This window comes from Streptomyces sp. 1114.5 (genome assembly GCF_003635085.1).
GTDB lineage: Bacteria > Actinomycetota > Actinomycetes > Streptomycetales > Streptomycetaceae > Kitasatospora.
The window spans coordinates 3,034,762-3,054,705 of sequence record NZ_RBXE01000001.1 but is presented as its reverse complement, the minus strand read 5'-3'; the positions used below and the strand labels follow the sequence as shown (position 1 = coordinate 3,054,705).

Here is a 19,944-nt window from a genome sequence, read left to right as displayed (position 1 = left end):
CCCGGGCGTGGACCGACGACGAAGGAGGCCGGCGATGCCGACCGAACAGCAGGTCAACGACTGGGTCCAGGCGTACGTGCGGGCCTGGCGCAGCAACGCGCCCGAGGACATCGCGGCCCTGTTCTCCGCCGACGCAGAGTACCACGAGTGGCCGTATGAGACCGACTGGATCGGCCGCGAGGAGATCGTGAAGGGCTGGCAGTCCCGCCAGGCCTGGCAGCAGGGCGGCTGGGACTTCGAATGGTCCATTCTCATGATCAACGGGGACACGGCCGCGATCAAGGGCACCGGCGCCTACGAGGAGCTCGGCACCTTCGCCAACCTCTGGACGGTGACCTTCGACGACCACGGCAGCTGCGTGATGTTCCGGATGTGGAACAACCAGGTCTGACGCGGCGCGGACAGCAAGCGGCACGGGCCGCCGGCCGGCGGCCCGTGCCGGGATTCGGAAGACACGATGAGCGAGACGATGGTCGACTACGCGCAGTTCAGGGCCCTGGGCCCCTTCATGGAACTGGTCGAGGAGTCACTGGCCGGTCTGACCGACGGCGAGCACTACTTCGACCTGTTCGCGGACGACGTCGTCATGGAGTTCCTCTACGCGCCCCCGGGCACACCGCCCGCGCTGCACGGACGCCAGGCGATCATCGACTCGTTCCGCGGGTACGGGCGCATCATCGCCCTGGAGCGCATGAGCGATTCCAAGGTCTACCCGACCACCACCCCGGACGTGGTGATCCTGGAGTACGCCGGCCACGGCACCGGGGTCGCCACCGGCAGGCCCTACCACCAGCGCTACGTCTCGATCGTGACGATCCGACAGCGGCGGATCGTCCACTGGCGGGACTACTCCAACCCCCTGGTCGTCATCGACACGATCGGTGGTGCGCAGGAGATGACGAAGGCCATGTTTCCCAGTGCCTGACCACACCGGTGGCCCCGGCTGCCGTGGCGGCCGGGGCCCGTCCCCGATTCACTGCGGTGGAGCGAAGTGGCCGTCGACGGCCGTCCACCCGCCGTCGACGGTGAGCACGCCGGCGGTCACGTAGCTCGCGGCGTCCGAGGCCAGGAACACCACCGCACCCGCCATCTCCTCGGGCTGCGCCCAGCGGCCCAGCACGGTCTTGGCCGCGTACGAGTCGTAGCGCGCGGGGTCGGACGTGGCCCAGGTCGTCATCGGCGACTCGACCACCCCGGGGGCGAGCGTGTTCACCCGCACGCCGAGCGGGCCGAGTTCGGCGGCCGCCGTGTTCAGCAGGGCCACCAGGGCGGCCTTGGTCGCGGAGTAGATGCCCTGGGCGGGTTCCACGGTGACGGCGCGGATCGAAGAGACGCCGATGATCGAGCCGCGGCCGCGTTCGGCCATCGGGCGGCCGAAGGCGCGCAGGAGGTCGAAGGGCGCGCGCAGGTTGAGGTCGACGATGTGGTCGAACTCCTCGTCGGCGTAGTCGACCAGGTGCCTGCGGATGTTCGTCGCCGGGGTGAAGACGAGCACGTCGACGTCCCCCAGGTCGGCGGGCGCGGCCCGCACGGCTGCGCGGTCCAGGACGTCCAGCGGGTACGGTTCGCCGCCGGTCGCGGCAGCGGTGGCGGTGGCGGCGGCCAGGTCGCGGTCGGCGCAGACCACCTCCGCGCCGTGGGCGGCGAGGGCGCGCGCGCTCGCGGCGCCGATGCCGCTGCCCGCGCCGATCACCACCGCCCGCCGCCCGTCGAGCCGGAAGAGGTCCGCGGTTGCGGCTGCGGGCCGGGGTGTGGAGTTCGCTGTCATGGATTCTCCCCTCGCGAGAAGGCGCCGAGCACGGTCGACTCGATCATGCGCACCCGCCGGGGGCCGGGGAAGGCCGTGTCTTCCTCGGTGCACCGCACCCGGGAACAGGCGGTGAGGCCCCGGGCGGTGGGCCGTCGGGCCGTCGGGCGGTGCGCGCTCGGGCCGCGTGCGCGGGCCGGTGGGCCCGCCGGAAATCCCACCCCAAAGCGAAACGACCGTTTGCGCTATGAGGTGGCGAATGCTACCGTCGACGTGAAACGGAAACGTTCGTTTCCGCTTGGTGTGCTGCTGCTCGGAGTCCTCCGGCGGCCGCCCTCCTGTACGGCGAGGAGCGTGTCATGACCGCCTTACCGCTTGTCGAACCCCTTCCCTGCCAGACCGCTGTGCTGATCGTCGGGGCCGGTCCTGCCGGTCTGGCGCTGGCGGTGAGCCTGCGCCAGCTGGGCGTGGACCATGTCTTGATCGACCGGGGCGCCGGGATCGGCCCCGGCAGCCGGGCGGCGGCCGTCCAGCCCCGCACCCTGGAGTACCTGGACCGGATCGGGGTCGGCGCCCCGCTCGTCCGGGCCGGGACGAAGGCGCGGGGGTTCAGCCTCCACGACCGTGACCGGACGCTCCTGCGGGCCTGCTACGACCAGTTGGACACCCCCCACCCGTACATGCTGCTCGCCTCCCAGCAGAGGACCGAGGAGCACCTGCTCGCGCGGCTGGAGGAGCTGGGCGGCGCCGTGCACCGCAACCACCGCCTGCTGGGCATCACTCCCGACCGTCCCGGCGTGAGCGCGACGGTCGCCGGTCCGGACGGGGTGCTGCGTGCCGTCTCCGCCCGCTACCTCATCGGCTGCGACGGCCTGCACAGTACGGTGCGCACGGCGGCGGGCATCACCTTCCCCGGCACCGCGCGGGAGCAGCTGTTCGCGCTCGCCGACGTCCGCCTCAAGGCCGGCACGCGGGCCGCGGACTGCGAGGACCCCACGTTCTTCCTCTCCTCGGCGGGCATGCTGCTGCTCTCCCCGCTCGCCGGCGGCCTGCACCGGCTGGTCGCCCCCGCCGCTGCCGGATCGGCCGCGCCGTGCGCGGCGGACGTCGAGCGGCTGCTGGCCGAGCGCGGTCCCGCACAAGGGGCGGCGCGGGTCGCCGAGGTGGTCGCCGCCTCGACGTACCGGGTGCAGGAGAGGGTCGCCGAGTCGTTTCGCGCCGGGCCCGTCCTGCTGGTCGGCGACGCCGCCCACACCCACAGCCCCGCCGGCGGGCAGGGCATGAACACCGGCATCCAGGACGCCGGGAACCTGGCCTGGAAGCTGCACGCCGTCCTGAGCGGGACGGCACCGGAGGAACTGCTGGACAGCTACCACCGGGAACGGCACCCCGTCGCCCGCGCACTCGTCTCCTTCACCGCCCGCTTCGCCGAGGCCGCCGCCCTGACCGACCCGGCCGCCTGCACGCGGCGCAACGCCCTGCTGTCCGCCGCCGCCGGCACCCCGGGCACCACCGGCTGGATCGCCGCCAAGCTCGCCCAGCTCGACATCGGCTACACCGACCGGCCCGACCTCGACACCCCGCGCCCCGGCACCCGGGTCAGCCCGCGGCTCGTCCCCCCGGACGGCCTGCACTGGACCCTGGCCCTGCCCGGCACACCCACCGCAGCGGCCGCCGCCCCCGACACGTCCGCGGTGCACGGCCTCCTGACGGTCCGGCACATCCCCGCGCTGGACACCACCCTGCTGGTCCGCCCGGACGGCTACCTCGCCGCCCACGGCCTGCCGGCCACGCCCGGCGAGGTGGCCGCCCGCCTGGCCGACCACCTTCCCCTCGACCCCTCGGCCTGAAGACCGCACCTTCGAAGGAGTCACGGACATGACCACTGCCGCCTCCCGCCCCACCCTCATCCGCCGGGCCGCCGTCTTCGACGGCACCCGCCTCCACCCCGCCCGCGACGTCCTGATCGAGGGCCCGCTCATCACCGCCGTCGGCGACGCCCTGCCGCTGCCCGAGGACGCGCACCTCGTCGACGGAGCCGGCCGCACCCTGCTCCCCGGCCTGATCGACGCCCACACCCACGCCACCGACACCGGACAGCTCCGCCAGTCCCTGCTGTTCGGGATCACCACCGAACTCGACATGGGCGGCGCACCCGCCACCGCCCGCCGGCTGCGGGCCGCCGCAGGCGACCGGGACGACCTCGCCGACCTGCGCGTCGCCACCACCGGCGCCACCACCCCCGGCGGACACCCCGGCCAGCTGGTCGAGTCCGGCCTGCTCGACCCCTTCCCCACCGTCGCCCGGTGGCAGGACGCCGACGCCTTCGTCGCGGCCCGGGTCGCCGAAGGCGCCGACCACCTCAAGATCTTCATCGAGGACGGCACCGCCATCGGCCACCCGATGCCGCTGATGTCCGCGCGGACCGTCACCGCCCTGGTGCGCGCCGCCCACGAACGCGGCCTGCGCACCATCGCCCACACCCTCACCCGCACCGCCGCCCGCCAGGCCGTCGACTGCGGCGTCGACGGCCTCGCCCACGCCCCCGCCGACGGCCCCAGCAGCGACGACCTGATCGAGGCCGCCGCCGCCCACGGCGTCTTCGTCGTCCCCACCCTGACCGCACTCACCGGCATGACTCCCACCCCGGCCGAGTACGCACTCGCCGACGACCCCCGGCTGCGCCCCTACGCCGAGGCGCGATGGCTCGAAGAGCTCGACCGCATCCGCACCACGAACCCCGCGGAGCGCGTCGGCCCGATCAGCATGGACCCGGCCCACGCAGCCGACGCCGCCCTGCGCATGTTCCGCCTCGGCGTCCCCCTGCTGGCCGGCACCGACGGCACCGGCGGGATGGGCCACCCCACCACCCACGGCATCAGCTACCACGGCGAACTCGCCCTGCTGGTGGCCGCCGGACTCACCCCCGCCCAGGCACTGACCGCCGCCACCGCCGCACCCGCCGACGCCTTCGCCCTCACCGACCGCGGCCGCATCGCCCCCGGGCTGCGCGCCGACCTGCTCCTCGTCGACGGCGACCCCACCCACGACATCACCGCCCTGCGCGCCATCACCCGCCTGTGGCGCCGCGGCACCCCCGTCGACCGCCCCGCCCTCGCCGCCGGCGGCGCCGGTGCCAGTGCCGCTGCCGGTGCCGCTGCCGGTGCCGGTGCCGCTGCCGGTGCCGCTGCCGGTGCCGCAAAGATCGGGAGCTGACGATGAACCCCACCACCGCCCCGCCCTACACCGGTATCCACCACCTCAAGCTGCCCGTCACCGACCTGGAGCGCAGCGCCCGCTGGTACACCGCGGTCCTCGGCGCCCGCCGCGTCGAGGCCCTCGACCACCGCCGCCCCGACGGCACCCTGTTCGCCGTCATCCTCGACACCCCCGGCCTGGACACCCGCCTCGAACTGCGCCTCGACCCGGCCACCTGCACCGCCCTCAACGGCTACGACTTCCTCACCCTCGCCGTCGACGACCGCCCCGCCCTCGACCGCTGGACCGCCCACCTCGACGCACTCGACGTCCTCCACTCGCCGCCGGTCGTCGCTCTCTCGGGCTGGCTCCTCGTCGTCCCCGACCCCGACGGGCTGCGCCTGCGCCTCTACACCAACACCCCCCACGACCTGGGCCCCGAGCACGTCGAGTACGACTCGCCCTGGCTCGCCCCCTCCCACCGGCCACGGCGCCCCGCTCCGTGAACCCCGATCCGTCTCCGGCGGCCCCGGCCCCGGCCCCGGCCGCGGCCGGGGGCAGGCCACCGTACGGCCGGGGCCGCGGGCGGTGAGAGGACACCCGGACGGAAGGCCGGGCTGCGGTCCTCGGCGCTCGGCAACTCCCGGAAGAGGCCGACGAGTTCGCCGCCATCGGGAGAGGGTGCGGCTGTCGCCGCCCGAACGAGCGCCTCCGGGCGCGGCATCCGGTAGTCCCGCCACCGGACCGGCGAACGGCCCGGTCTCATCCCGGCCCGGGGCCCGAACACGAGCTGACGGTTCCGCAGAACCGCTACAGCCCGTCGCCGTCCTGCCCCGGAGGGAATGCCGAGGCGAGGGCCGACAGGCCCTCGACCATGCGGTCCACCGAGACCGGGTCCACCAGGTAGCGGCCGACCAGCAGCCCCGGCATCAGGGACATCAGCACCGACGCCACCGCCTCCGGGTCCGCCTGCGGCCCGAGCCGGCCCTCCTCGCGCCACCGCCCGGCCAGCTCGGCGAGACTGCCGCGCACGTCCAGGTAGAAGGAGCGGGTCCGCTCCGCCAGCTCCGGCCTGCGCAGCGCCTCCCCCCACGCCTGGATGGCGATACGCCGCAGGTCGTCACCCTGCCCCGGCTCACGGTCCCGCAGCTCGGCCACCATCGCGGCCACGACCTGGGCCGGCGACGGGGTGGGACGCTGCTCCAGCAGCCCGCTGAACAGGTCGCGGACCAGGGCCAGGGACTCGTCGGTGGCGGCCAGGATGAGGTCGTCCTTGCTGCGGAAGTACCGGTACACCGCACTGGAGGACATACCGGTCGCGGTGATCACGTCGTCCATCGACGTGGCGTGGAAGCCGTCGCGGGAGAAGCAGCGCCAGGCGCTGGTGAGGATGTGGCGCCGCCGCTCCTCCCGCGTCTCATCACTCAGTCGAGGCATACCCCACACCCTAAACGAAAACGCCTGTTCCCGTTTCAGGCTCGGCGGGGCGGGTGGGCGGGCCGACCACTGGAGGAGGAAGCGCGGTGCCTCCTGGGAGGGGGCGCGGCGGTGGTGAACGTGGCCGCCACGGTCACCGGAGCCCGACCCTCGTGCCACCCGGAGAGCACCATCATGACGACGGACATCACCTTCCCCGGCGCCGGACCGAAGCTCGCCGGCCACCTCCGCACCCCCGCGGGCGAGACCGGCGTGCCCCGCCCCGCGATCGTGCTGGGGCATCCCGGCGGCGGCGTGAAGGAACAGACCGCGGACCCGTACGCGCGGCGCCTGGCCGAGCACGGCCGGCAGCAGGGGGCGGACTCAGGGCTCGATGACGAGGCGTTCGATGAGGTCGTCGCGGAGTGTGAACTGGTAGCGCAGATCGACGGTGCCGCCGGGGAAGTCGCCTTCGAGGTGGTGGGTGGCGATGTAGTGGGTCGCGTCGCTCTGCTGGGCGTTGGTGAGGTGGATGGTGTAGGTGAATTCGGTGGCGGATCGGCCGAGCCACCCCTCGATCTCCTCGGTGCCCTGGTAGGTGTTGCCGTCGTCGATCACCGTGGCTTCGCCGGTGAACGCCGTGACCGCGGTAGCGGTGTCGTGGGCGCGGTGCGCTTTGAGGTAGCGGGTGATCACCTCGGGCAGGGCGTCCGGGGTTCGGGGCTGGTTGTCGTGCATGACGATCCTCGGGGTGTGGCGGGTTCAGACGGTGGGCGGGTTCAGACGGTGGGCGGGTTCAGACGGTGGGGGTGGTGCCGCCGTCGATGACGTGTTCGGCGCCGACGATGGCCGAGGCGCGGTCGGAGACGAGGAAGGCGACGAGCTCGGCGACCTCCTCGGGCCGGTTGGGACGGCCGAGCGGGATGCCGCCCAGGGAGTCCATGAGCCGTCCCAGCGCCGCTTCCTGGGTGATGTCCGCGTCGTGGGCGATCCGGGCGACGAGGTTGTCGGCGGCCGAGGTCTGGACGAAGCCGGGCGAGACGGTGTTGACGCGGACGCCGTACGGGGCGACCTGGTTGGCCAGGCCCTTGCTGTAGGTGGTCAGGGCGGCCTTGGCGGCGGCGTAGGCCAGGGTGCCGTTCCACAGCGGCATGCGGCGCTGGATCGAGGTGACGTGCACGACCGCGCCCTTGCCCGTGGCGATCATGTGCGGCAGGAGTGCGCGGTCCAGGCGGACGGCGGCCAGCAGGTTCGTGTTCAGCTCCCTGGCCCAGTCGTCCTCGCCGAGCGCCGCGAACCCTCCGGCCGGTGCCTCGGAACCGCCGAGGGTGTTGACCAGGATGTCGACGCCTCCCACGCGGGCGTCCACCTCGGCGGCGACGTGGGCGGCGCCCTGGGCGGTGGACAGGTCGGCGGTGATGAACGCCTTCTCGTCGGCGCCGTCGGGGCGGGTGCGGGCGGTGACCAGCACGGTCGCGCCGGCCTCGGCGAGCCGTCGGGCGATGGCGGCTCCGGTGCCCTTGGTGCCGCCGGTGACCAGAGCGCGTCGGCCTTCGAGGGATTCGCTGATGGATGTGGTCACGGTGTGCTCCGTCCTCGGGTGCGGGCACGCAAAGCACCGCTACCGCTATGACTGCTAGAATAGAAGCCACTTACTTCTACTTTAGCAGTAACTGAGGGGATGGTCGCCGTGGCAAGCCGGATCAGGCTGGAGGACCGGGAGTGCCCGCTGTCCACGACGGTGGAACACGTCGGCGAGTGGTGGACGCTGCTGATCCTCCACGACGCCTTCGACGGCTACACCCGCTTCGACCAGTTCCAGGAGAGCCTGGGCATCTCCTCCAGCATGCTCACCACCCGGCTGAAGACCCTCGTCGCGGACGGACTCCTGGAGCGCCGGCCCTACCAGACCAACCCCGTGCGCCACGAGTACGTCCTCACCGAACTCGGGCACTCCCTGCGTCCGGTGATCGTCGCCCTGGCCGCATGGGGCAACTCCCGTCTCACACCGGCCGAGCGCAGCATGATCCTCATCGACGCGCGCAGCGGCGAGGAGGTCGAGCCCGTCGTCGTCGACGCCAGGACCGGCCGCCGACTCGACGACAGCGGCACCTATGTCTTCACCGCGGGTCCCGCAGCGAGCGACGCGATGCGCAACCGCTACGCGACACGGCAGGCCATCCCCGCGAACGAGGTGTAAGGCTGCTCGACAGACCTGAGCCGGGCCGGGAAGGGCCGTACCCGATCCACCAGGCCGCAACGACTCGTCGTGCAGATCGGCTTCGAGTCACAGGAGGCCATGGCCGAGGCGCTCTCGACCGACGCGTACAAGAAGGCCCACGAGCTGCGCGAGCAGTACATGCGCGAAACCTCCTTCGGCGTCCACTCGGCACGCCTCGACGAGACCGTCGCCCTCATGTGCGACCGGACGGCAGCCGGCTTGCCCCGGCCGGTCCGTGCACCGCCGGTCAGAAGATGGACCAGCCGGTGTGGGTGGTGAGGGCGTCGAGCGCGGTGATGCCCGCGATCGAGTTGCCGTGACCGTCGAGGGCCGGCCCCCAGGTGCAGAGCGTTCCGCGCCCCGGGATGACGGCCAGTATGCCGCCGCCGATGCCGCTCTTGGCGGGCAGGCCGACGCGGTGGGCGAACTCGCCCGCGGCGTCGTAGGTGCCGCCGATCAGCATGACGGCGTTGATGCGCTTGGCCTCGCTGCGGGTGAGCAGCCGGGTGCCGTCGGCCCGGAGGCCGTGCCTGGCCAGGAACCCTGCGGCGAGGGCGAGGTCGCGGCAGCTCATGGTGAGGGCGCATTGCCAGAAGTAGTGGTCGAGGACGTCCGGGACGGGGTTGTCGAGGCGGCCGTGGTCGGCCAGCAGGTGGGCGAGCGCGGCGTTGCGGTGTCCGTGCTGGCTCTCGCTCCAGGCGACCTGGGCGTCGAAGTCGATGCGGGGGTTGCCGCTCTCGGTGCGGAGGAACTCCCGCAGGGTGCCCCGGGAATCCCCGGTGAGGGTGAGCAGCCGGTCGGTGATCACCAGTGCGCCGGCGTTGACGAACGGGTTGCGCGGGATCGCGTTCTCCCGCTCCAGCTGGGCGAGGGAGTTGAAGGGTGACCCGGAGGGCTCCTTCCCCACCCGGGTCCACAACGAATCGCCGTCAACGGCCAGGACCAGGGCGAGGGTGAACACCTTGGAGATGGACTGGATGGAGAACGGGACCTGCCACTCCCCGGTACCGCGCGGCGGTTTGCGGGTGTGGGTGTCCGCGATCGCGAGGCCGAACCGGTGGGGGTCGACGGCGGCGAGGGCCGGGATGTACTGGGCGACGGTTCCCTCGGCCAGGACGGGGAGCACTGCGTCGTTGATGCGTGCGAACAGGTTCTCGTAGTCCATGCCGATCCCCCTCCGCGGGCGGGACTCCGTTGTCCGGCCCGGAATCAGCATGCGCCGGGGCGCTCGCGGGGGGAAGAGCACCCGGAGCGGAGAGGAGGGGTCCGATTACCCGCTATGGCGGCACTCCACGGAACCGTCATGAAGTGCATGGGCCGCACCTACCGGGTGACCGTGCCGGACACGGCCACGGCGTTCACCATCACCGACGTCACGGACATCACCCGCCCCGCCCTACTAGGGATCAGCCAGACGGCAAGGGCGGCCGAGAAGTGATCGGGTTGATAGTTGGCGACAACGAGACCGAGCTGATCCGGGCCGAGTTCCTTCGCTCTGGCCGAGCGCGGCCTGACAGGGGTCCTGGTCATCGGCGACCTGGCTCACTTGGGTCAGCGATCGCACCGATGGAGGGCATGGCGCAGAAGATCGATGCAGTGCGCCTGGTACCGCTGCAGGCCGCGGTCCCCGGGACATCAGTGGTTGACTGTCGGACTGAGCCAACCAGAAGCGCTGGCGCGATTCGTCGAGCGCGTCGAGCAGATTCGGAACGAGCAACGCCGGCGCCAGCAACAGCTCGACCGACCTGCGGGCGGCCAGACCCTCGAACCCGGCGAGTAGACACCGGTTGGCTCGGTCGGGGGTCCGCCGCGGCGCCCCATGGCGAGTAACCGATGCGATCTCTCTGTCGCAACTCGGCACTTCTCAGCACCTCGTGCCCTTGAGGCGCCGTGACGATCCGACGTGTCCGGTGCGAAGGCTGCGGGAAACAAGGGGCCCCGGGTGGACTCATCCGGTGCCGGTGTCCGGCTCGTTGCCATGCGCGTCCGGGCCTGGCGTCTGGGGGACTGCGAGTTCCTGTCGCACCCGGCGCCAGGCCCGGATGAGTTCGGGCAGTTTGGCCAGCACCTCGCGGATCTGGGCGAGCACGAGCATGACGCATCCGAAGGCCGCGAGGATGCCGATGGTGATTCCGTCCCAGTTCACCGCGGCACGTCCGCTTCCGGGTCGAACACGCCCCGGCGGCAGAGCCAGTCGAGCGCGTCCGCGCCCAGTCGGTCCGGTGCTTCCCGGAGTGCGGCGTCGACGGCTGCGAGGTCGTGCAGCGTACCGGGCGCGTCCGTACGGTCCAGTGCGCTGATTCTCTGCAGGGCGGTGGCCGCGATGGCGGGCCAGCCCGGCATGCCGAAGTGGCCCGAGGCCTTGACCGCGGCCGACATCGCCCGGTGCATCAGCGCAACCCGCCAGCCCAGTTCCTTCATCTGCTTGCCGGTGAACCAGATCCGGTTGTCGACGTCCTGGCGGAACTCCTCGGTGGGCTCTCCACAGGCCAGGAGGGTGAAGGAGGAACCGCCCGCCCACCGCAGCCGCACGTCGGAGGCGATCGCCTGGAACGCGAGCAGTTCCTCCGGGCCGCCGTCCCGGGCGGCGAGCAGGGTCGCGCGGGCCGCCCGGTAGAGGTCGACGCTCTGGGCGAAGACCTCGCCGTCGGACGGCCCGGTGGCGGCCGCGAGGATCGCGTCCAGCGGGCCGTCGCGCCAGACGTCGGCCACCAGTCCGACCGCGGCTGCGTCGACGAGGACCTCGGTGTTCTCGTGGTCGAGCCCGAAGTACGCCAGCACCTGCCCGTACTTGTGCACCAGTTCGTCCGGGTCGCCGTCGAAGCCGGTGAGCGGCTCCTCCTCGACCGGCGGTCGGCGCGGTGGCGGCGGGAGGTCGTCGGGGCGTTCCAGCTCGATGCCGTGGCGGGCCAAGTCCTCGAAGACGGCGTCCGGTCCGCAGTCGATGTGTTCGCTGTCGTGGCGGCCGGAGCAGGACTCCGGGCACTCCATCTCCGCGCAGACCTCCGGTTCCGGCAGTGCGGCTTCGTTGATCAGGTGGTAGACGAGGCGTCGCGCCACGGCCTCACGGGCGGAGATCATCTCCAGCGAGAGCCGGAAGCCCGCCTCCCGGAGCTCCTCGTCCGCCGACTCCGAACCGGGCGGCCGGGAAGCCTGCTCGATGGTCCAGGAGTGCGCCGACTCCAGCGACACCAACAACCATGCCAGTTCGAGCGGTTCGACGTCGTCGTCCTCGGCGAGACCTGTCACGGCCTCCGCGGCCCGCCTCACGTGTTCGAGGGAGGCCAGGTGGCGGAGGCGGATCGCGGTCCAGGCCGCCGACTGTGCGTGTGCCAGGTCGGCCTCCTCGACGAGCTCGCTGTCGCGAAGCCGGCGGGCCCGCTTCACCAGCCGGGTCAGGCACTCCCGGCACCCGAACAGACCTGTGGTCGGAGTCGGCCCGAGCGGGACGACCACCCGGCCGCCGAACGGCTGGTCGCACAAACAGCAGTCCAATGCAGCTACTTGACGCGATGTGGGCACCAGCGGCAGGGCGGAGCGGATTGTGGCCCGGGCATAGGCGGGAATGTGCACAGGTGTGGCTCCTCAGGGACAGGACGCGGCCGCGGTCCGGCGCGTACGCCCATCCTCGACACTGACGCCAACAGCCTGTCACCATTCTGACAGTCACTCCCCGAGAAGTCTGGCAAAACCTGACAGCCACCGAAGCAGGATCGGGCGGTCGTCGGGCATCCGACCCAGGAAGGCGGTCTGTCGAGCCGTGGCAGCCACTCCACCTCACCAACCGACCGGCGCGCACCAGGAGTTGATCCGCTCCTTGCAGGAACTGCAGCGTGCGGCCGGGCAATTGAGTTCGCGCAGGATCAGCGCACTGATCGCGAACCGGCCCGACCTCCCGGGCTGCCCCAGCCACGAAGGCGTCCGCACCGCCCTCAACGGTCTCCACGTACCGAAGTGGGACACCGTCCGGGCGATCGTCGCGGTGCTGGCCGACCAGTGCGACCCGCCCAGGGACCCGCAGGGCGAGGTCAGGCGGTTCGAGCGTCTGTGGCGGGCGGTGCACACGGGCGAAGCGGGCACCATGAGGTCCGCCCGGGAGCTGACCCTGCACGGCTGGGGCGGCGAGAACGGTGAGTGGACACCGGAGCTGGTCGCCGGAATGGTGCTGAATCCGTTCAACGCCGTCGAGATCCACCCGTCCCTCGCCGTCCCGCACGAGCCCCTGCTGACAGAGGACGACTGGGTCAGCTCCGGCGTCCGGCTCATCGAGGAGCACGGCGCGGAGTTCGCCCTGCGCGCACTGCTGCGCATCCTCAAGGGCGACTACATTGGGGCCGAGAGCGGCTCGCCCTACGGCTACCAGGACCCGGACTACGAGGCGCTGGAGATGCACCTCGGCTTCCGCTACGGCTGCCAGGAGATCGTCCGGCGCCTGCGCGCGGAGCCGAACCTGCTCCCGGCCTCGATCCGGGCCATGCATGCCGACGACACGATGAACCGCGAGGACCGCATCGAGATGCTGCGCGCCGAGGCCGATCACAGCCTGCTCCGCGAGGTGATGACCCTGACCCCGGACACCTGGGACGAGATCTCCGAGGAGGCCCAGCACCAGGTCTTCGGCTACCTCGTGAAGAGCATGATCCCAGTCGGCCGGCCCGGCCAGTCCCCGTCGGAGCGCTTTCTGATCACCTGGCGTATCCCAGAAAGCCGCAGCGAGTAGGCGCTGTGTGCACCCGGACGCGCGGGGCCTCCGGTGGCTTCGACCCGAAGAGGCGGTGTGCCGCCTGCGAGCCGTTGTACGGGACAGGGCCCGGCGCCGGGTGGCGGCGGGCCCTGTCGTGCGCCTGCAGGGGTGGGTCAGTACGGGCCGGGGCCGTGGGGCGTGCGGTAGTGGTCCGGGGCCTGGGCCGGGTACGTGGGCGCGGTGGGGGGCGGGGGCCAGGTGGCGGCGGGGACGGTCTGCAGGGCCGGGGCGGGCTCGGGGGTAGCCGGGGCGGCCGGGGCGGGCAGGGGTTCGGCGGCGCGGAGCTGGTCGATGCTGTCGGTCATGCCGCGCTTGAGCAGTGGGGTCAGCGGCTTCTCGATGAGCCGGTGGACCAGCCAGGAGGCGACCAGCATGCCGGTGGTGACGATGCCGACCGCGACCCAGGGCTTGGTGCCGTGGTCGTAGAGGGCGCGCAGGGCCGTCCAGCCCATGGTCTCGTGCAGGAGGTAGAGCGGGTAGGTGAGCGCTCCGGCGAAGGTGAGCCAGCGCCACTGGATCCGCGAGGCCCAGCCCAGCGCCACCACGATGATCACCAGATAGGAGAGGGTGGTCAGCAGGACGGCCGGCCAGGTCGGCAGGTCGGGTTGGCCGAGGTAGGGGTTCACGTCGTGCTGGTGCTGGATCGTGTAGAGGACGGAGAGGATCCAGCTGATCCCGACGATGCCGAAGAGCATCAGGTTGGGGCCGTACCGGTGGACCAGGTAGAGCGCGAGTCCGGCGACGAAGAACGAGGAGACCTCGGACATCGCGAAGAACTGCAGCACCGGCCACTTGGTGCTGGTCGCGACGATGCCCGCGACCGTCCAGATCGAGCAGAAGGCGACGATCCGGCGGTAGGTCACGCCCTTCCACACGACGATGGCGAAGAGCAGGTAGAAGCGCAGCTCGATCCAGAGCGTCCAGTAGACGGCGTCGACGTCCGGGATGCCCAGGCCGCCGTGGAACATCGTGAGGTTGGCGAGGACCTGCTCCGAGGCGAGCGGGCGGCGCACGACCGGCCACATCGTCACGACCGCGGTGGCTGCCAGGACGGCGAACCAGTACGCCGGGTAGAGCCGGATGACGCGGGAGCGGACGAAGTCGCCCACCGGGCGGCCCCAGCTGCTCATGCAGATCACGAAGCCGCTGATGACGAAGAAGAGGCAGATGCCCGTCCACATGTACCCACCCGGCACGGAGGCCCGGTGGAACACCTCGTGGACCGGCTTGCCCCAGGCGCTGTCGTCCGGCTTGGTGCCGCCGCCGTATCCGACGTAGTGGTGGAAGACCACCATCAGCGCTGCCAGGATGCGCAGTCCGTCCAGCACGGCGAGGCGGCCGCCCCTGCCGGATTTGCGGCGGCCCGAGGATCCTGGTCGTTGCCTGGGGAAAATGCTCACGGCAGAAGATAGCGCACACACGGTCAGCCGACTACGACGGGCTTGGTCTTGACGGCCCTGGCTCTGGCGTTACGGGGTGCCCGGGGTGTAAGGCGCGTCGGTGGGGCGGAGGGCGCCCGAGACCTCCGAGGTGTCCGGGGTGAGGGCGAGGACGGCGAGGTCGTCGGCGAGGAGGCCGGCGTAGTGGCGGACGTCCTGGGCGAGGAAGGAGACCAGGCGGTCGGGTTCGGTGGTGCCGAGGGCGGCGAGGCGGGGGGCGAGGGGGTAGAAGGCGCCGGCGGGGTCGCGGGCCTCGCTGACGCCGTCGGTGTAGAGCAGGACGGTGTGGCCCGGGGGCAGGGCGACGGCGGTCGGTTTGCCGCGTTCCTCGGCGGGGCCGAGGTGGCCGAGGCCCAGGGGGAGCTCGTCGGCGCAGGGCACCGGGGAGATCGCGTCCCCGGAGAGCAGCAGCGGGGTGGTGTGGCCGCGGTTGACGATCTCCACGCAGTCGGAGCCCGGCCGGTACTGGAGCAGGACGGCGGTGGCGAACAGTTCGTCGTCGCCGCGGTCGGCGGCGTCGCGCAGGACGGTGCGGTCCAGCTGGTCGGCGAGGTCGACCAGGCCGGGGGTGTCGTGGGCGGCCGCCCGGAAGGCGCCGAGGACGTCGGCGACGGTGCGGACGGCCCCGAGGCCCTTGCCCCGGACGTCCCCGAGCAGCACCCGGACGCCGAAGCGGGTGTCGCAGACCTCGTACAGGTCGCCGCCGACCAGCACCTCGGCCTGCGCCGAGCGGTAGAGGCCGGCCACCCGCAGCCCGCCGGTCCGCTCGGGCACCGGGCGCAGGACGGTGCGCTGCAGGGTCTCGGCGACCGTACGGGCCTGGAGCAGGTTGCGGTTCTGCCGGGTGCGCTGCCAGGACAGGGCGGTGCCCATCACACCGGAGAGCAGGGTGGCGATGTAGACCCAGACGTGGTGCTGCTCGTTGACGTGGCCGGCGTGCAGGGCCAGGAGGATCTGCAGGGCCAGGGAGCCGACCGTGGCGGCGGCGGTCAGGACCGGGCCGTAGCTGAACGCGGCCACCACGGGCAGCGCGGTCAGCAGGAAGCCGGCGGCCACGGCGTCCGGGACGATCGCCTCGGTGATCAGGTCCAGCAGGAGGAGGACGACGGGGAGCCACGGCACCCAGCGCGGCACCCGGGGCTGCGGCGCGGCAGGGCGCGGCGGGCGGGGTGCGGTGGGCACGGCGGGACCTCCTGGCTGGAGGCGGAGCCTCCTGGCTGGCGGCCGGACCGGGGGGGGGGAAAGCTCCGGGTGTGGCCGGTTTTGTCCCTCCATGCTCTCCTACGAACGGCCCAGCTACGAACGGTCGGACGTCCCGTTCTCCGTACCGGGCCGGCCCCGACACGGACGGTCGGGGGCCGGTCGGCGGACGGTCACCGTACCGAGCGAACGGTCACCATTCCGATGGGAGGGCGACGGGCGGCGGCCTTCAGCGCACGGTCACCGGCAGCGTCTCGAAGCCGCGCAGGACCAGCCGGTCCCGCCGGGTGGGGACGCCGCCCGGGGCAAGCCGCGGGAAGCGGTCCAGCAGGGCGGGCACCGCGACCTCGGCCTCCAGCCGGGCCAGCTGGGAGCCCAGGCAGAAGTGCGGGCCGCCGCCGAAGCTGAGCGGCTGGCTGTCGGTGCGGGTCGGGTCGAACACCCCGGGGTTCCGGTACCGGGCCGGGTCGTGGTTGGCCGCGCCGATCAGCAGGGTCACGCCGCTGCCGGCCGGGATGGGCAGCCCGTCGATGTCCAGGCCGTCCGCGAGCGCCACCCGCCCGGTGGCCTGCACCGGGGAGTCGAAGCGCAGCACCTCGTCGGTGAAGCCGGCCGGGGTGATCGCACCGTTGCGCAGCCCCGCGGCCGCCTCGGGGTGGCGGAACAGCAGGGCGAGGCCGTTGCCGAGCAGGTTGGTGGTGGTCTCGAAGCCGGCCACCAGCAGCAGCACCAGGTTGGCCAGCAGCTCCTGGGCGGACAGCCGCTCATCGTCCTCGGCGGCGATCCGGGCCAGGTCGCTGACCAGGTCGTCCTGCGGCCGGGCCAGCCGTTCGGCGGCCAGCTCGGTGAAGTAGTGGGACAGCTCGTCCGCGGCGCGGTCGGCCACGGTCAGTTCGTCGAGGTCCGCGAGGATCTCCAGGGCGACGGTCAGGTCGGAGGCCAGGCCGCGGAAGCGGTAGCGGTCCTGCTCGGGGACGCCGAGCAGCTCGCAGATCACCCCGACCGGTAGGCGGAAGGCGAAGGCGTCCATGAAGTCCACCGGCGAACCGTCCGCGCCCTGCTCGGCCATCCCGTCCAGCAGCTCGGCGACCGCCTTCTCCACCGCCGGGCGCAGCGCGGCGACCCGGCGCGGGGTGAACACCGAGGCGATCAGGGAGCGCACGCGGGGCTGGTCGGGGGCGTTGCGCTGGAGGATCGAGCGGCCGAAGAGGGCGAGCGAGGAGTGCGCGGTGAACTCCGGCTCCAGGCCGGACATCATCTCGGCGGTGGCGACGCCGAAGGCGGGCGTGCGCAGCGCCTTGTTGACCGCCGCGTAGCCGCTCGCCACGAACATCCCGTCCCCGGCCGGTGTCACCGGGCCGAGCTGCAGCGCCTTCGCGTAGAGCGGGTACGGGTCGGCCCTGACCTCCGTGGTCATCAACTGCTCGATGATCGCCGCGCCGTCCATGCGGTGCTCCCCTCCCGAGATCACGGTCACGCTTCCTGGTGCGTGAACCACCGGCGGGCACGGCGGAGTTCCCGTACGGCGGGGTTCGCGGGCGTTTCCCAGCCCTTTCCCCGGTCGGTTCCCCGGCCGGCTCCCCGGTCGATTCCCCGGTCGATTCCCCGGCCGGCTCCCCGGCCGGCTCCCCGGTCGATTCCCCGGTCCGTTCCCCGGCCGGCTCCCCGGTCGGGTGCCGACCGCTCGGTAGGCTGGGCGGTATGGAGATCTGGATCAACCCGCGTTGCGGCAAGTGCCGGTCGGCGCTCGGCGAGCTGAACGAGGCCGGCGTCGAGTACACCGTGCGGCGCTACCTGGAGGACCCGCCGACCGCGGCCGAGCTGGAGCAGGTGCTGGAGCGCCTGGGCCTGGAGCCCTGGGACATCACCCGCATCGACGAGCAGGTCGCGAAGGACCTGGGGATGAAGGGCTGGCCCCGGGAGGCGGGCGAGCGGGCCCGCTGGATCGCGGCGATGGCCGAGCACCCCATCCTGATCCAGCGCCCGATCATCACCGCGGACGACGGGCACGCCGTCGTGGCCCGCACCCCCGAGGCAGTGAGGTCCGTCCTGCCGTAGGGCCTGCCCGGGGGCGCCGGCCGGTCAGTGGAGCTGGATCGTCTCCACCGGCCGGCCCGGGTGCCAGTTGCGGACCAGCAGGTGCTCGCCCTCCACGGCGGTGTGCACGACCTGGTCGATCTCCAGCCGGAAGGCGTGGAACGGGGTGGGCGGCGGCTCGGGCAGATAGGCGGCGAACGCGGCGAGCTCGGTCTCGTCGGTGATCTCGACCGCCCGGCCGGAGACCTTGGAGTCCCCGCCGGCCATGGTCTCGTCCCCGGGGTGCGCGTGCAGGGCGAACCGGGCGTCGCGCTGGAGGTCGCGCGCCTTGACCGCCCCGTACATCGACCCGAGCCAGAGGTCGGCGCCGACGAACTCGACCTCCGTGCCGCTCACCCGGGGCGAACCGTCCTTGCGCAGCGTCGCCAGGACGTGGTGCTTGTTGGCCTCGAACCGGGCCCGTACCAGGGGCGCCAGATCCGGGGCCGCCTGCTCGAAATCCTGCCAGGTAGCCATGGCGCCAGTCTGGCACCCGGCACCGACAGCCGCCGCGGTACGCCCTTACGCAGCTGCTGCCGCAGGACGCAGGCGCCGCTGTCGTAGGGCGGTGCCACACTGACGGGGTGACCACCACGACCACCTACATAGCGTTCCTGCGGGCCATCAACGTCGGCGGCCGCACGGTGAAGATGGAGCGGCTGCGGGCGCTCTTCGCCGAGCTGGGCCTGGGGAACGTCCGCTCGTACATCCAGACCGGCAACGTCTTCTTCACCACCGAGGAGCCCGCGGACGAACCCACCGCCGGGGCGGCGCGGGCCGCGCTGACCGGGCGGATCGAGGAGCACCTGGAGCGCTCGCTCGGCTACCCGGTGCCGGTGATGCTGCGGACGGTGGACGAGGTGGCCGGGCTGCTCGCCGCCGAGCCGTTCCGGGGCGTGGCGGTGACGCCGGACGTCCGGCTGGTCCTGGCCTTCCTCTCCGAGCCGCTGCCGGCCTCGCTCCCCCTCCCCTTCCGCTCGCCCAAGGGCAACGTCGAGGTGCTGGGCGCCGACCAGGGGGCCGCGTACGTCGTGGTCCGCCAGGACGGCAAGTGGGTCACCGAGGGCATGTTCGGCAAGGCCTACCAGGGGTCGGTCACCTCCCGTTTCCTGCACACCACGGAGAAGATCCTGGCCGCCGCCCGCAAGGCGTGAACAGGCACAGGGCCTGAGCAGCCCGCAGGCTCAAGCATCCGCAAGGCCTGACGACGCACAGGCCTGACGGCCCGTAGGCCTACGGGAACCGTACGGAACCGCGCGCCCGGACGGGGCGTCTGGACTGCCGTGACGTACGAAGCGAGCGCCCGCGCACGGCGTGATCTGGACAGCCCGAGCCGGCCGAGCCGACAATCTGGCCATGACGCCTCCTGAGTTCCCGACCGGTCGGATCCGGCCCTCCGACGCCGAGCGGGAGTTGGCGCTCGGGGTGCTGAAGGACGGCGCGGGCAGCGGGCGGCTCTCGCACGACACCTTCCTCGGCCGGATGGACATCGTCCTGCAGGCCACCAGCCGAGGGGAGTTGGACGCGGCGGTGGCCGGGCTGCCGACCGGCGGGCCGGTCGAGCGCTTCGTGCTGCGCACGGTCGGCCGGGTCTCCGCCTTCGGTGACCGGATGAACCGGGCCTGGCGCACCGAGCGGCTGCCCGGGCTGAGCCTGCCGCAGGCCGGTGCCGGGCTGCTGACGATCGGCCGGATCCCCGGCTCCGGGCTGCGGCTGCACGACGCCTCGGTCTCGCGCAACCACGCCGAACTCCGGCACGAGAACGGCGGTTGGACGCTGTACGACCTCGGCTCGACCAACGGCACGCACGTCAACGGGCGCCGGATCGCGGGCGGCGTCCGGGTCCGGCCGGGCGACCAGGTGCGGTTCGGGAACCTGGAGTTCCGGCTCGCCGACCTCTGAC

23 protein-coding genes are annotated in these 19,944 nt (G+C 72.5%); 12 read left to right on the top strand and 11 right to left on the bottom strand.

Features of this window, described 5'->3' with window-relative positions:
• Positions 1–34: 34 nt before the first annotated feature.
• Both BX285_RS13500 and BX285_RS13495 read left to right on the top strand, forming a co-directional pair.
• Positions 35–391, top strand: coding sequence for a nuclear transport factor 2 family protein (locus BX285_RS13500; protein ID WP_097238195.1), 357 nt, complete (start codon positions 35–37; stop codon positions 389–391).
• A gap of 66 nt (positions 392–457) precedes the next feature.
• On the top strand, positions 458–925 hold the full coding sequence (locus BX285_RS13495; RefSeq protein WP_121175270.1) for a nuclear transport factor 2 family protein: 468 nt from the start codon (positions 458–460) through the stop codon (positions 923–925).
• A 48-nt stretch (positions 926–973) separates the two neighbouring features.
• Here BX285_RS13495 and BX285_RS13490 read toward each other — a convergent pair whose 3' ends face one another.
• Positions 974–1,768, bottom strand: coding sequence for an SDR family NAD(P)-dependent oxidoreductase (locus BX285_RS13490; protein WP_121175269.1), 795 nt, complete (start codon positions 1,766–1,768; stop codon positions 974–976).
• A gap of 338 nt (positions 1,769–2,106) precedes the next feature.
• On the opposite strand from BX285_RS13490, the gene BX285_RS13485 reads away from it, so the two are divergent.
• The 3 genes from BX285_RS13485 to BX285_RS13475 are packed head-to-tail and all read left to right on the top strand — an operon-like array spanning position 2,107 to position 5,451.
• Positions 2,107–3,597 (top strand): FAD-dependent monooxygenase, encoded by a 1,491-nt coding sequence (locus tag BX285_RS13485; protein ID WP_121175268.1) that lies wholly within the window; start codon positions 2,107–2,109, stop codon positions 3,595–3,597.
• Positions 3,598–3,625: 28 nt separating this feature from the next.
• Positions 3,626–4,963 (top strand): amidohydrolase family protein, encoded by a 1,338-nt coding sequence (locus BX285_RS13480; RefSeq protein ID WP_121175267.1) that lies wholly within the window; start codon positions 3,626–3,628, stop codon positions 4,961–4,963.
• 2 nt (positions 4,964–4,965) lie between these two features.
• Entirely contained in the window at positions 4,966–5,451 is a 486-nt protein-coding gene (locus BX285_RS13475) for a VOC family protein (protein ID WP_121175266.1), read from the top strand.
• A 304-nt stretch (positions 5,452–5,755) separates the two neighbouring features.
• Here the strand turns inward: BX285_RS13475 and BX285_RS13470 are convergent, their stop codons facing one another.
• The 3 genes from BX285_RS13470 to BX285_RS13460 form a co-directional block, all read right to left on the bottom strand.
• Positions 5,756–6,382, bottom strand: a complete 627-nt coding sequence (locus BX285_RS13470) for a TetR/AcrR family transcriptional regulator (protein ID WP_121175265.1) — start codon at positions 6,380–6,382, stop codon at positions 5,756–5,758.
• Between the two features lie 363 nt (positions 6,383–6,745).
• A complete protein-coding gene (locus tag BX285_RS13465; RefSeq protein WP_121175264.1) occupies positions 6,746–7,099 on the bottom strand; it encodes a nuclear transport factor 2 family protein in 354 nt (117 codons plus the stop codon).
• 58 nt (positions 7,100–7,157) lie between these two features.
• On the bottom strand, positions 7,158–7,943 hold the full coding sequence (locus BX285_RS13460) for an SDR family oxidoreductase (RefSeq protein WP_121175263.1): 786 nt from the start codon (positions 7,941–7,943) through the stop codon (positions 7,158–7,160).
• Between the two features lie 99 nt (positions 7,944–8,042).
• Between BX285_RS13460 and BX285_RS13455 the strand changes: the two genes are divergently transcribed.
• The gene (locus tag BX285_RS13455; protein ID WP_183107069.1) at positions 8,043–8,561 is read left to right on the top strand and encodes a helix-turn-helix domain-containing protein; all 519 of its coding nucleotides are present in this window, start codon (positions 8,043–8,045) and stop codon (positions 8,559–8,561) included.
• A gap of 69 nt (positions 8,562–8,630) precedes the next feature.
• Entirely contained in the window at positions 8,631–8,861 is a 231-nt protein-coding gene (locus BX285_RS13450; RefSeq protein WP_121175262.1) for a hypothetical protein, read from the top strand.
• On the opposite strand, the gene BX285_RS13445 is transcribed toward BX285_RS13450, so the two are convergent.
• Positions 8,830–9,747: a glutaminase gene (locus BX285_RS13445; protein ID WP_121175261.1), complete on the bottom strand. Its 918-nt coding sequence runs from the start codon at positions 9,745–9,747 to the stop codon at positions 8,830–8,832. The genes BX285_RS13450 and BX285_RS13445 overlap by 32 nt on opposite strands.
• Before the next feature lie 147 nt (positions 9,748–9,894).
• Here BX285_RS13445 and BX285_RS38345 point away from each other — a divergent pair, with 147 nt between their 5' ends.
• Positions 9,895–10,020: a hypothetical protein gene (locus BX285_RS38345; protein WP_259470520.1), complete on the top strand. Its 126-nt coding sequence runs from the start codon at positions 9,895–9,897 to the stop codon at positions 10,018–10,020.
• A 510-nt stretch (positions 10,021–10,530) separates the two neighbouring features.
• On the opposite strand, the gene BX285_RS13440 is transcribed toward BX285_RS38345, so the two are convergent.
• Together BX285_RS13440 and BX285_RS13435 are read right to left on the bottom strand one after the other, a co-directional pair.
• A complete protein-coding gene (locus tag BX285_RS13440; protein WP_121175260.1) occupies positions 10,531–10,728 on the bottom strand; it encodes a hypothetical protein in 198 nt (65 codons plus the stop codon).
• On the bottom strand, positions 10,725–12,065 hold the full coding sequence (locus tag BX285_RS13435) for a hypothetical protein (RefSeq protein ID WP_259470519.1): 1,341 nt from the start codon (positions 12,063–12,065) through the stop codon (positions 10,725–10,727). The genes BX285_RS13440 and BX285_RS13435 overlap by 4 nt, the downstream gene beginning before the upstream one ends.
• A gap of 334 nt (positions 12,066–12,399) precedes the next feature.
• On the opposite strand from BX285_RS13435, the gene BX285_RS13430 reads away from it, so the two are divergent.
• Positions 12,400–13,302, top strand: a complete 903-nt coding sequence (locus BX285_RS13430) for a hypothetical protein (protein WP_259470518.1) — start codon at positions 12,400–12,402, stop codon at positions 13,300–13,302.
• A gap of 137 nt (positions 13,303–13,439) precedes the next feature.
• Here the strand turns inward: BX285_RS13430 and BX285_RS13425 are convergent, their stop codons facing one another.
• From BX285_RS13425 to BX285_RS13415, 3 genes are all read right to left on the bottom strand, one after another.
• Positions 13,440–14,654 (bottom strand): acyltransferase, encoded by a 1,215-nt coding sequence (locus BX285_RS13425; RefSeq protein WP_121175257.1) that lies wholly within the window; start codon positions 14,652–14,654, stop codon positions 13,440–13,442.
• 141 nt (positions 14,655–14,795) lie between these two features.
• On the bottom strand, positions 14,796–15,947 hold the full coding sequence (locus BX285_RS13420; protein WP_121175256.1) for a PP2C family protein-serine/threonine phosphatase: 1,152 nt from the start codon (positions 15,945–15,947) through the stop codon (positions 14,796–14,798).
• A gap of 247 nt (positions 15,948–16,194) precedes the next feature.
• Positions 16,195–17,442, bottom strand: coding sequence for a cytochrome P450 (locus tag BX285_RS13415; protein ID WP_259470517.1), 1,248 nt, complete (start codon positions 17,440–17,442; stop codon positions 16,195–16,197).
• Between the two features lie 224 nt (positions 17,443–17,666).
• Here BX285_RS13415 and BX285_RS13405 point away from each other — a divergent pair, with 224 nt between their 5' ends.
• Positions 17,667–18,023, top strand: a complete 357-nt coding sequence (locus tag BX285_RS13405) for an arsenate reductase family protein (RefSeq protein WP_097238180.1) — start codon at positions 17,667–17,669, stop codon at positions 18,021–18,023.
• Positions 18,024–18,047: 24 nt separating this feature from the next.
• Here BX285_RS13405 and BX285_RS13400 read toward each other — a convergent pair whose 3' ends face one another.
• Positions 18,048–18,518: a pyridoxamine 5'-phosphate oxidase family protein gene (locus BX285_RS13400; protein WP_121175255.1), complete on the bottom strand. Its 471-nt coding sequence runs from the start codon at positions 18,516–18,518 to the stop codon at positions 18,048–18,050.
• Between the two features lie 107 nt (positions 18,519–18,625).
• On the opposite strand from BX285_RS13400, the gene BX285_RS13395 reads away from it, so the two are divergent.
• Together BX285_RS13395 and BX285_RS13390 are read left to right on the top strand one after the other, a co-directional pair.
• On the top strand, positions 18,626–19,195 hold the full coding sequence (locus BX285_RS13395) for a DUF1697 domain-containing protein (RefSeq protein WP_121175254.1): 570 nt from the start codon (positions 18,626–18,628) through the stop codon (positions 19,193–19,195).
• 202 nt (positions 19,196–19,397) lie between these two features.
• Positions 19,398–19,943 (top strand): DUF1707 and FHA domain-containing protein, encoded by a 546-nt coding sequence (locus BX285_RS13390; RefSeq protein ID WP_097238177.1) that lies wholly within the window; start codon positions 19,398–19,400, stop codon positions 19,941–19,943.
• The last annotated feature ends 1 nt before the right edge of the window (position 19,944 follow it).

What these genes read in the sequence shown, in the direction of transcription:
- BX285_RS13500 (WP_097238195.1), top strand. Translation starts at nt 35, where the DNA reads ATGCCGACCGAACAGCAGGTCAACGACTGGGTCCAGGCGTACGTGCGG.
- BX285_RS13495 (WP_121175270.1), top strand. Translation starts at nt 458, where the DNA reads ATGAGCGAGACGATGGTCGACTACGCGCAGTTCAGGGCCCTGGGCCCC.
- BX285_RS13490 (WP_121175269.1), bottom strand. Translation starts at nt 1,768, where the DNA reads ATGACAGCGAACTCCACACCCCGGCCCGCAGCCGCAACCGCGGACCTC.
- BX285_RS13485 (WP_121175268.1), top strand. Translation starts at nt 2,107, where the DNA reads ATGACCGCCTTACCGCTTGTCGAACCCCTTCCCTGCCAGACCGCTGTG.
- BX285_RS13480 (WP_121175267.1), top strand. Translation starts at nt 3,626, where the DNA reads ATGACCACTGCCGCCTCCCGCCCCACCCTCATCCGCCGGGCCGCCGTC.
- BX285_RS13475 (WP_121175266.1), top strand. Translation starts at nt 4,966, where the DNA reads ATGAACCCCACCACCGCCCCGCCCTACACCGGTATCCACCACCTCAAG.
- BX285_RS13470 (WP_121175265.1), bottom strand. Translation starts at nt 6,382, where the DNA reads ATGCCTCGACTGAGTGATGAGACGCGGGAGGAGCGGCGGCGCCACATC.
- BX285_RS13465 (WP_121175264.1), bottom strand. Translation starts at nt 7,099, where the DNA reads ATGCACGACAACCAGCCCCGAACCCCGGACGCCCTGCCCGAGGTGATC.
- BX285_RS13455 (WP_183107069.1), top strand. Translation starts at nt 8,043, where the DNA reads ATGGTCGCCGTGGCAAGCCGGATCAGGCTGGAGGACCGGGAGTGCCCG.
- BX285_RS13445 (WP_121175261.1), bottom strand. Translation starts at nt 9,747, where the DNA reads ATGGACTACGAGAACCTGTTCGCACGCATCAACGACGCAGTGCTCCCC.
- BX285_RS38345 (WP_259470520.1), top strand. Translation starts at nt 9,895, where the DNA reads ATGGGCCGCACCTACCGGGTGACCGTGCCGGACACGGCCACGGCGTTC.
- BX285_RS13405 (WP_097238180.1), top strand. Translation starts at nt 17,667, where the DNA reads ATGGAGATCTGGATCAACCCGCGTTGCGGCAAGTGCCGGTCGGCGCTC.
- BX285_RS13400 (WP_121175255.1), bottom strand. Translation starts at nt 18,518, where the DNA reads ATGGCTACCTGGCAGGATTTCGAGCAGGCGGCCCCGGATCTGGCGCCC.
- BX285_RS13390 (WP_097238177.1), top strand. Translation starts at nt 19,398, where the DNA reads ATGACGCCTCCTGAGTTCCCGACCGGTCGGATCCGGCCCTCCGACGCC.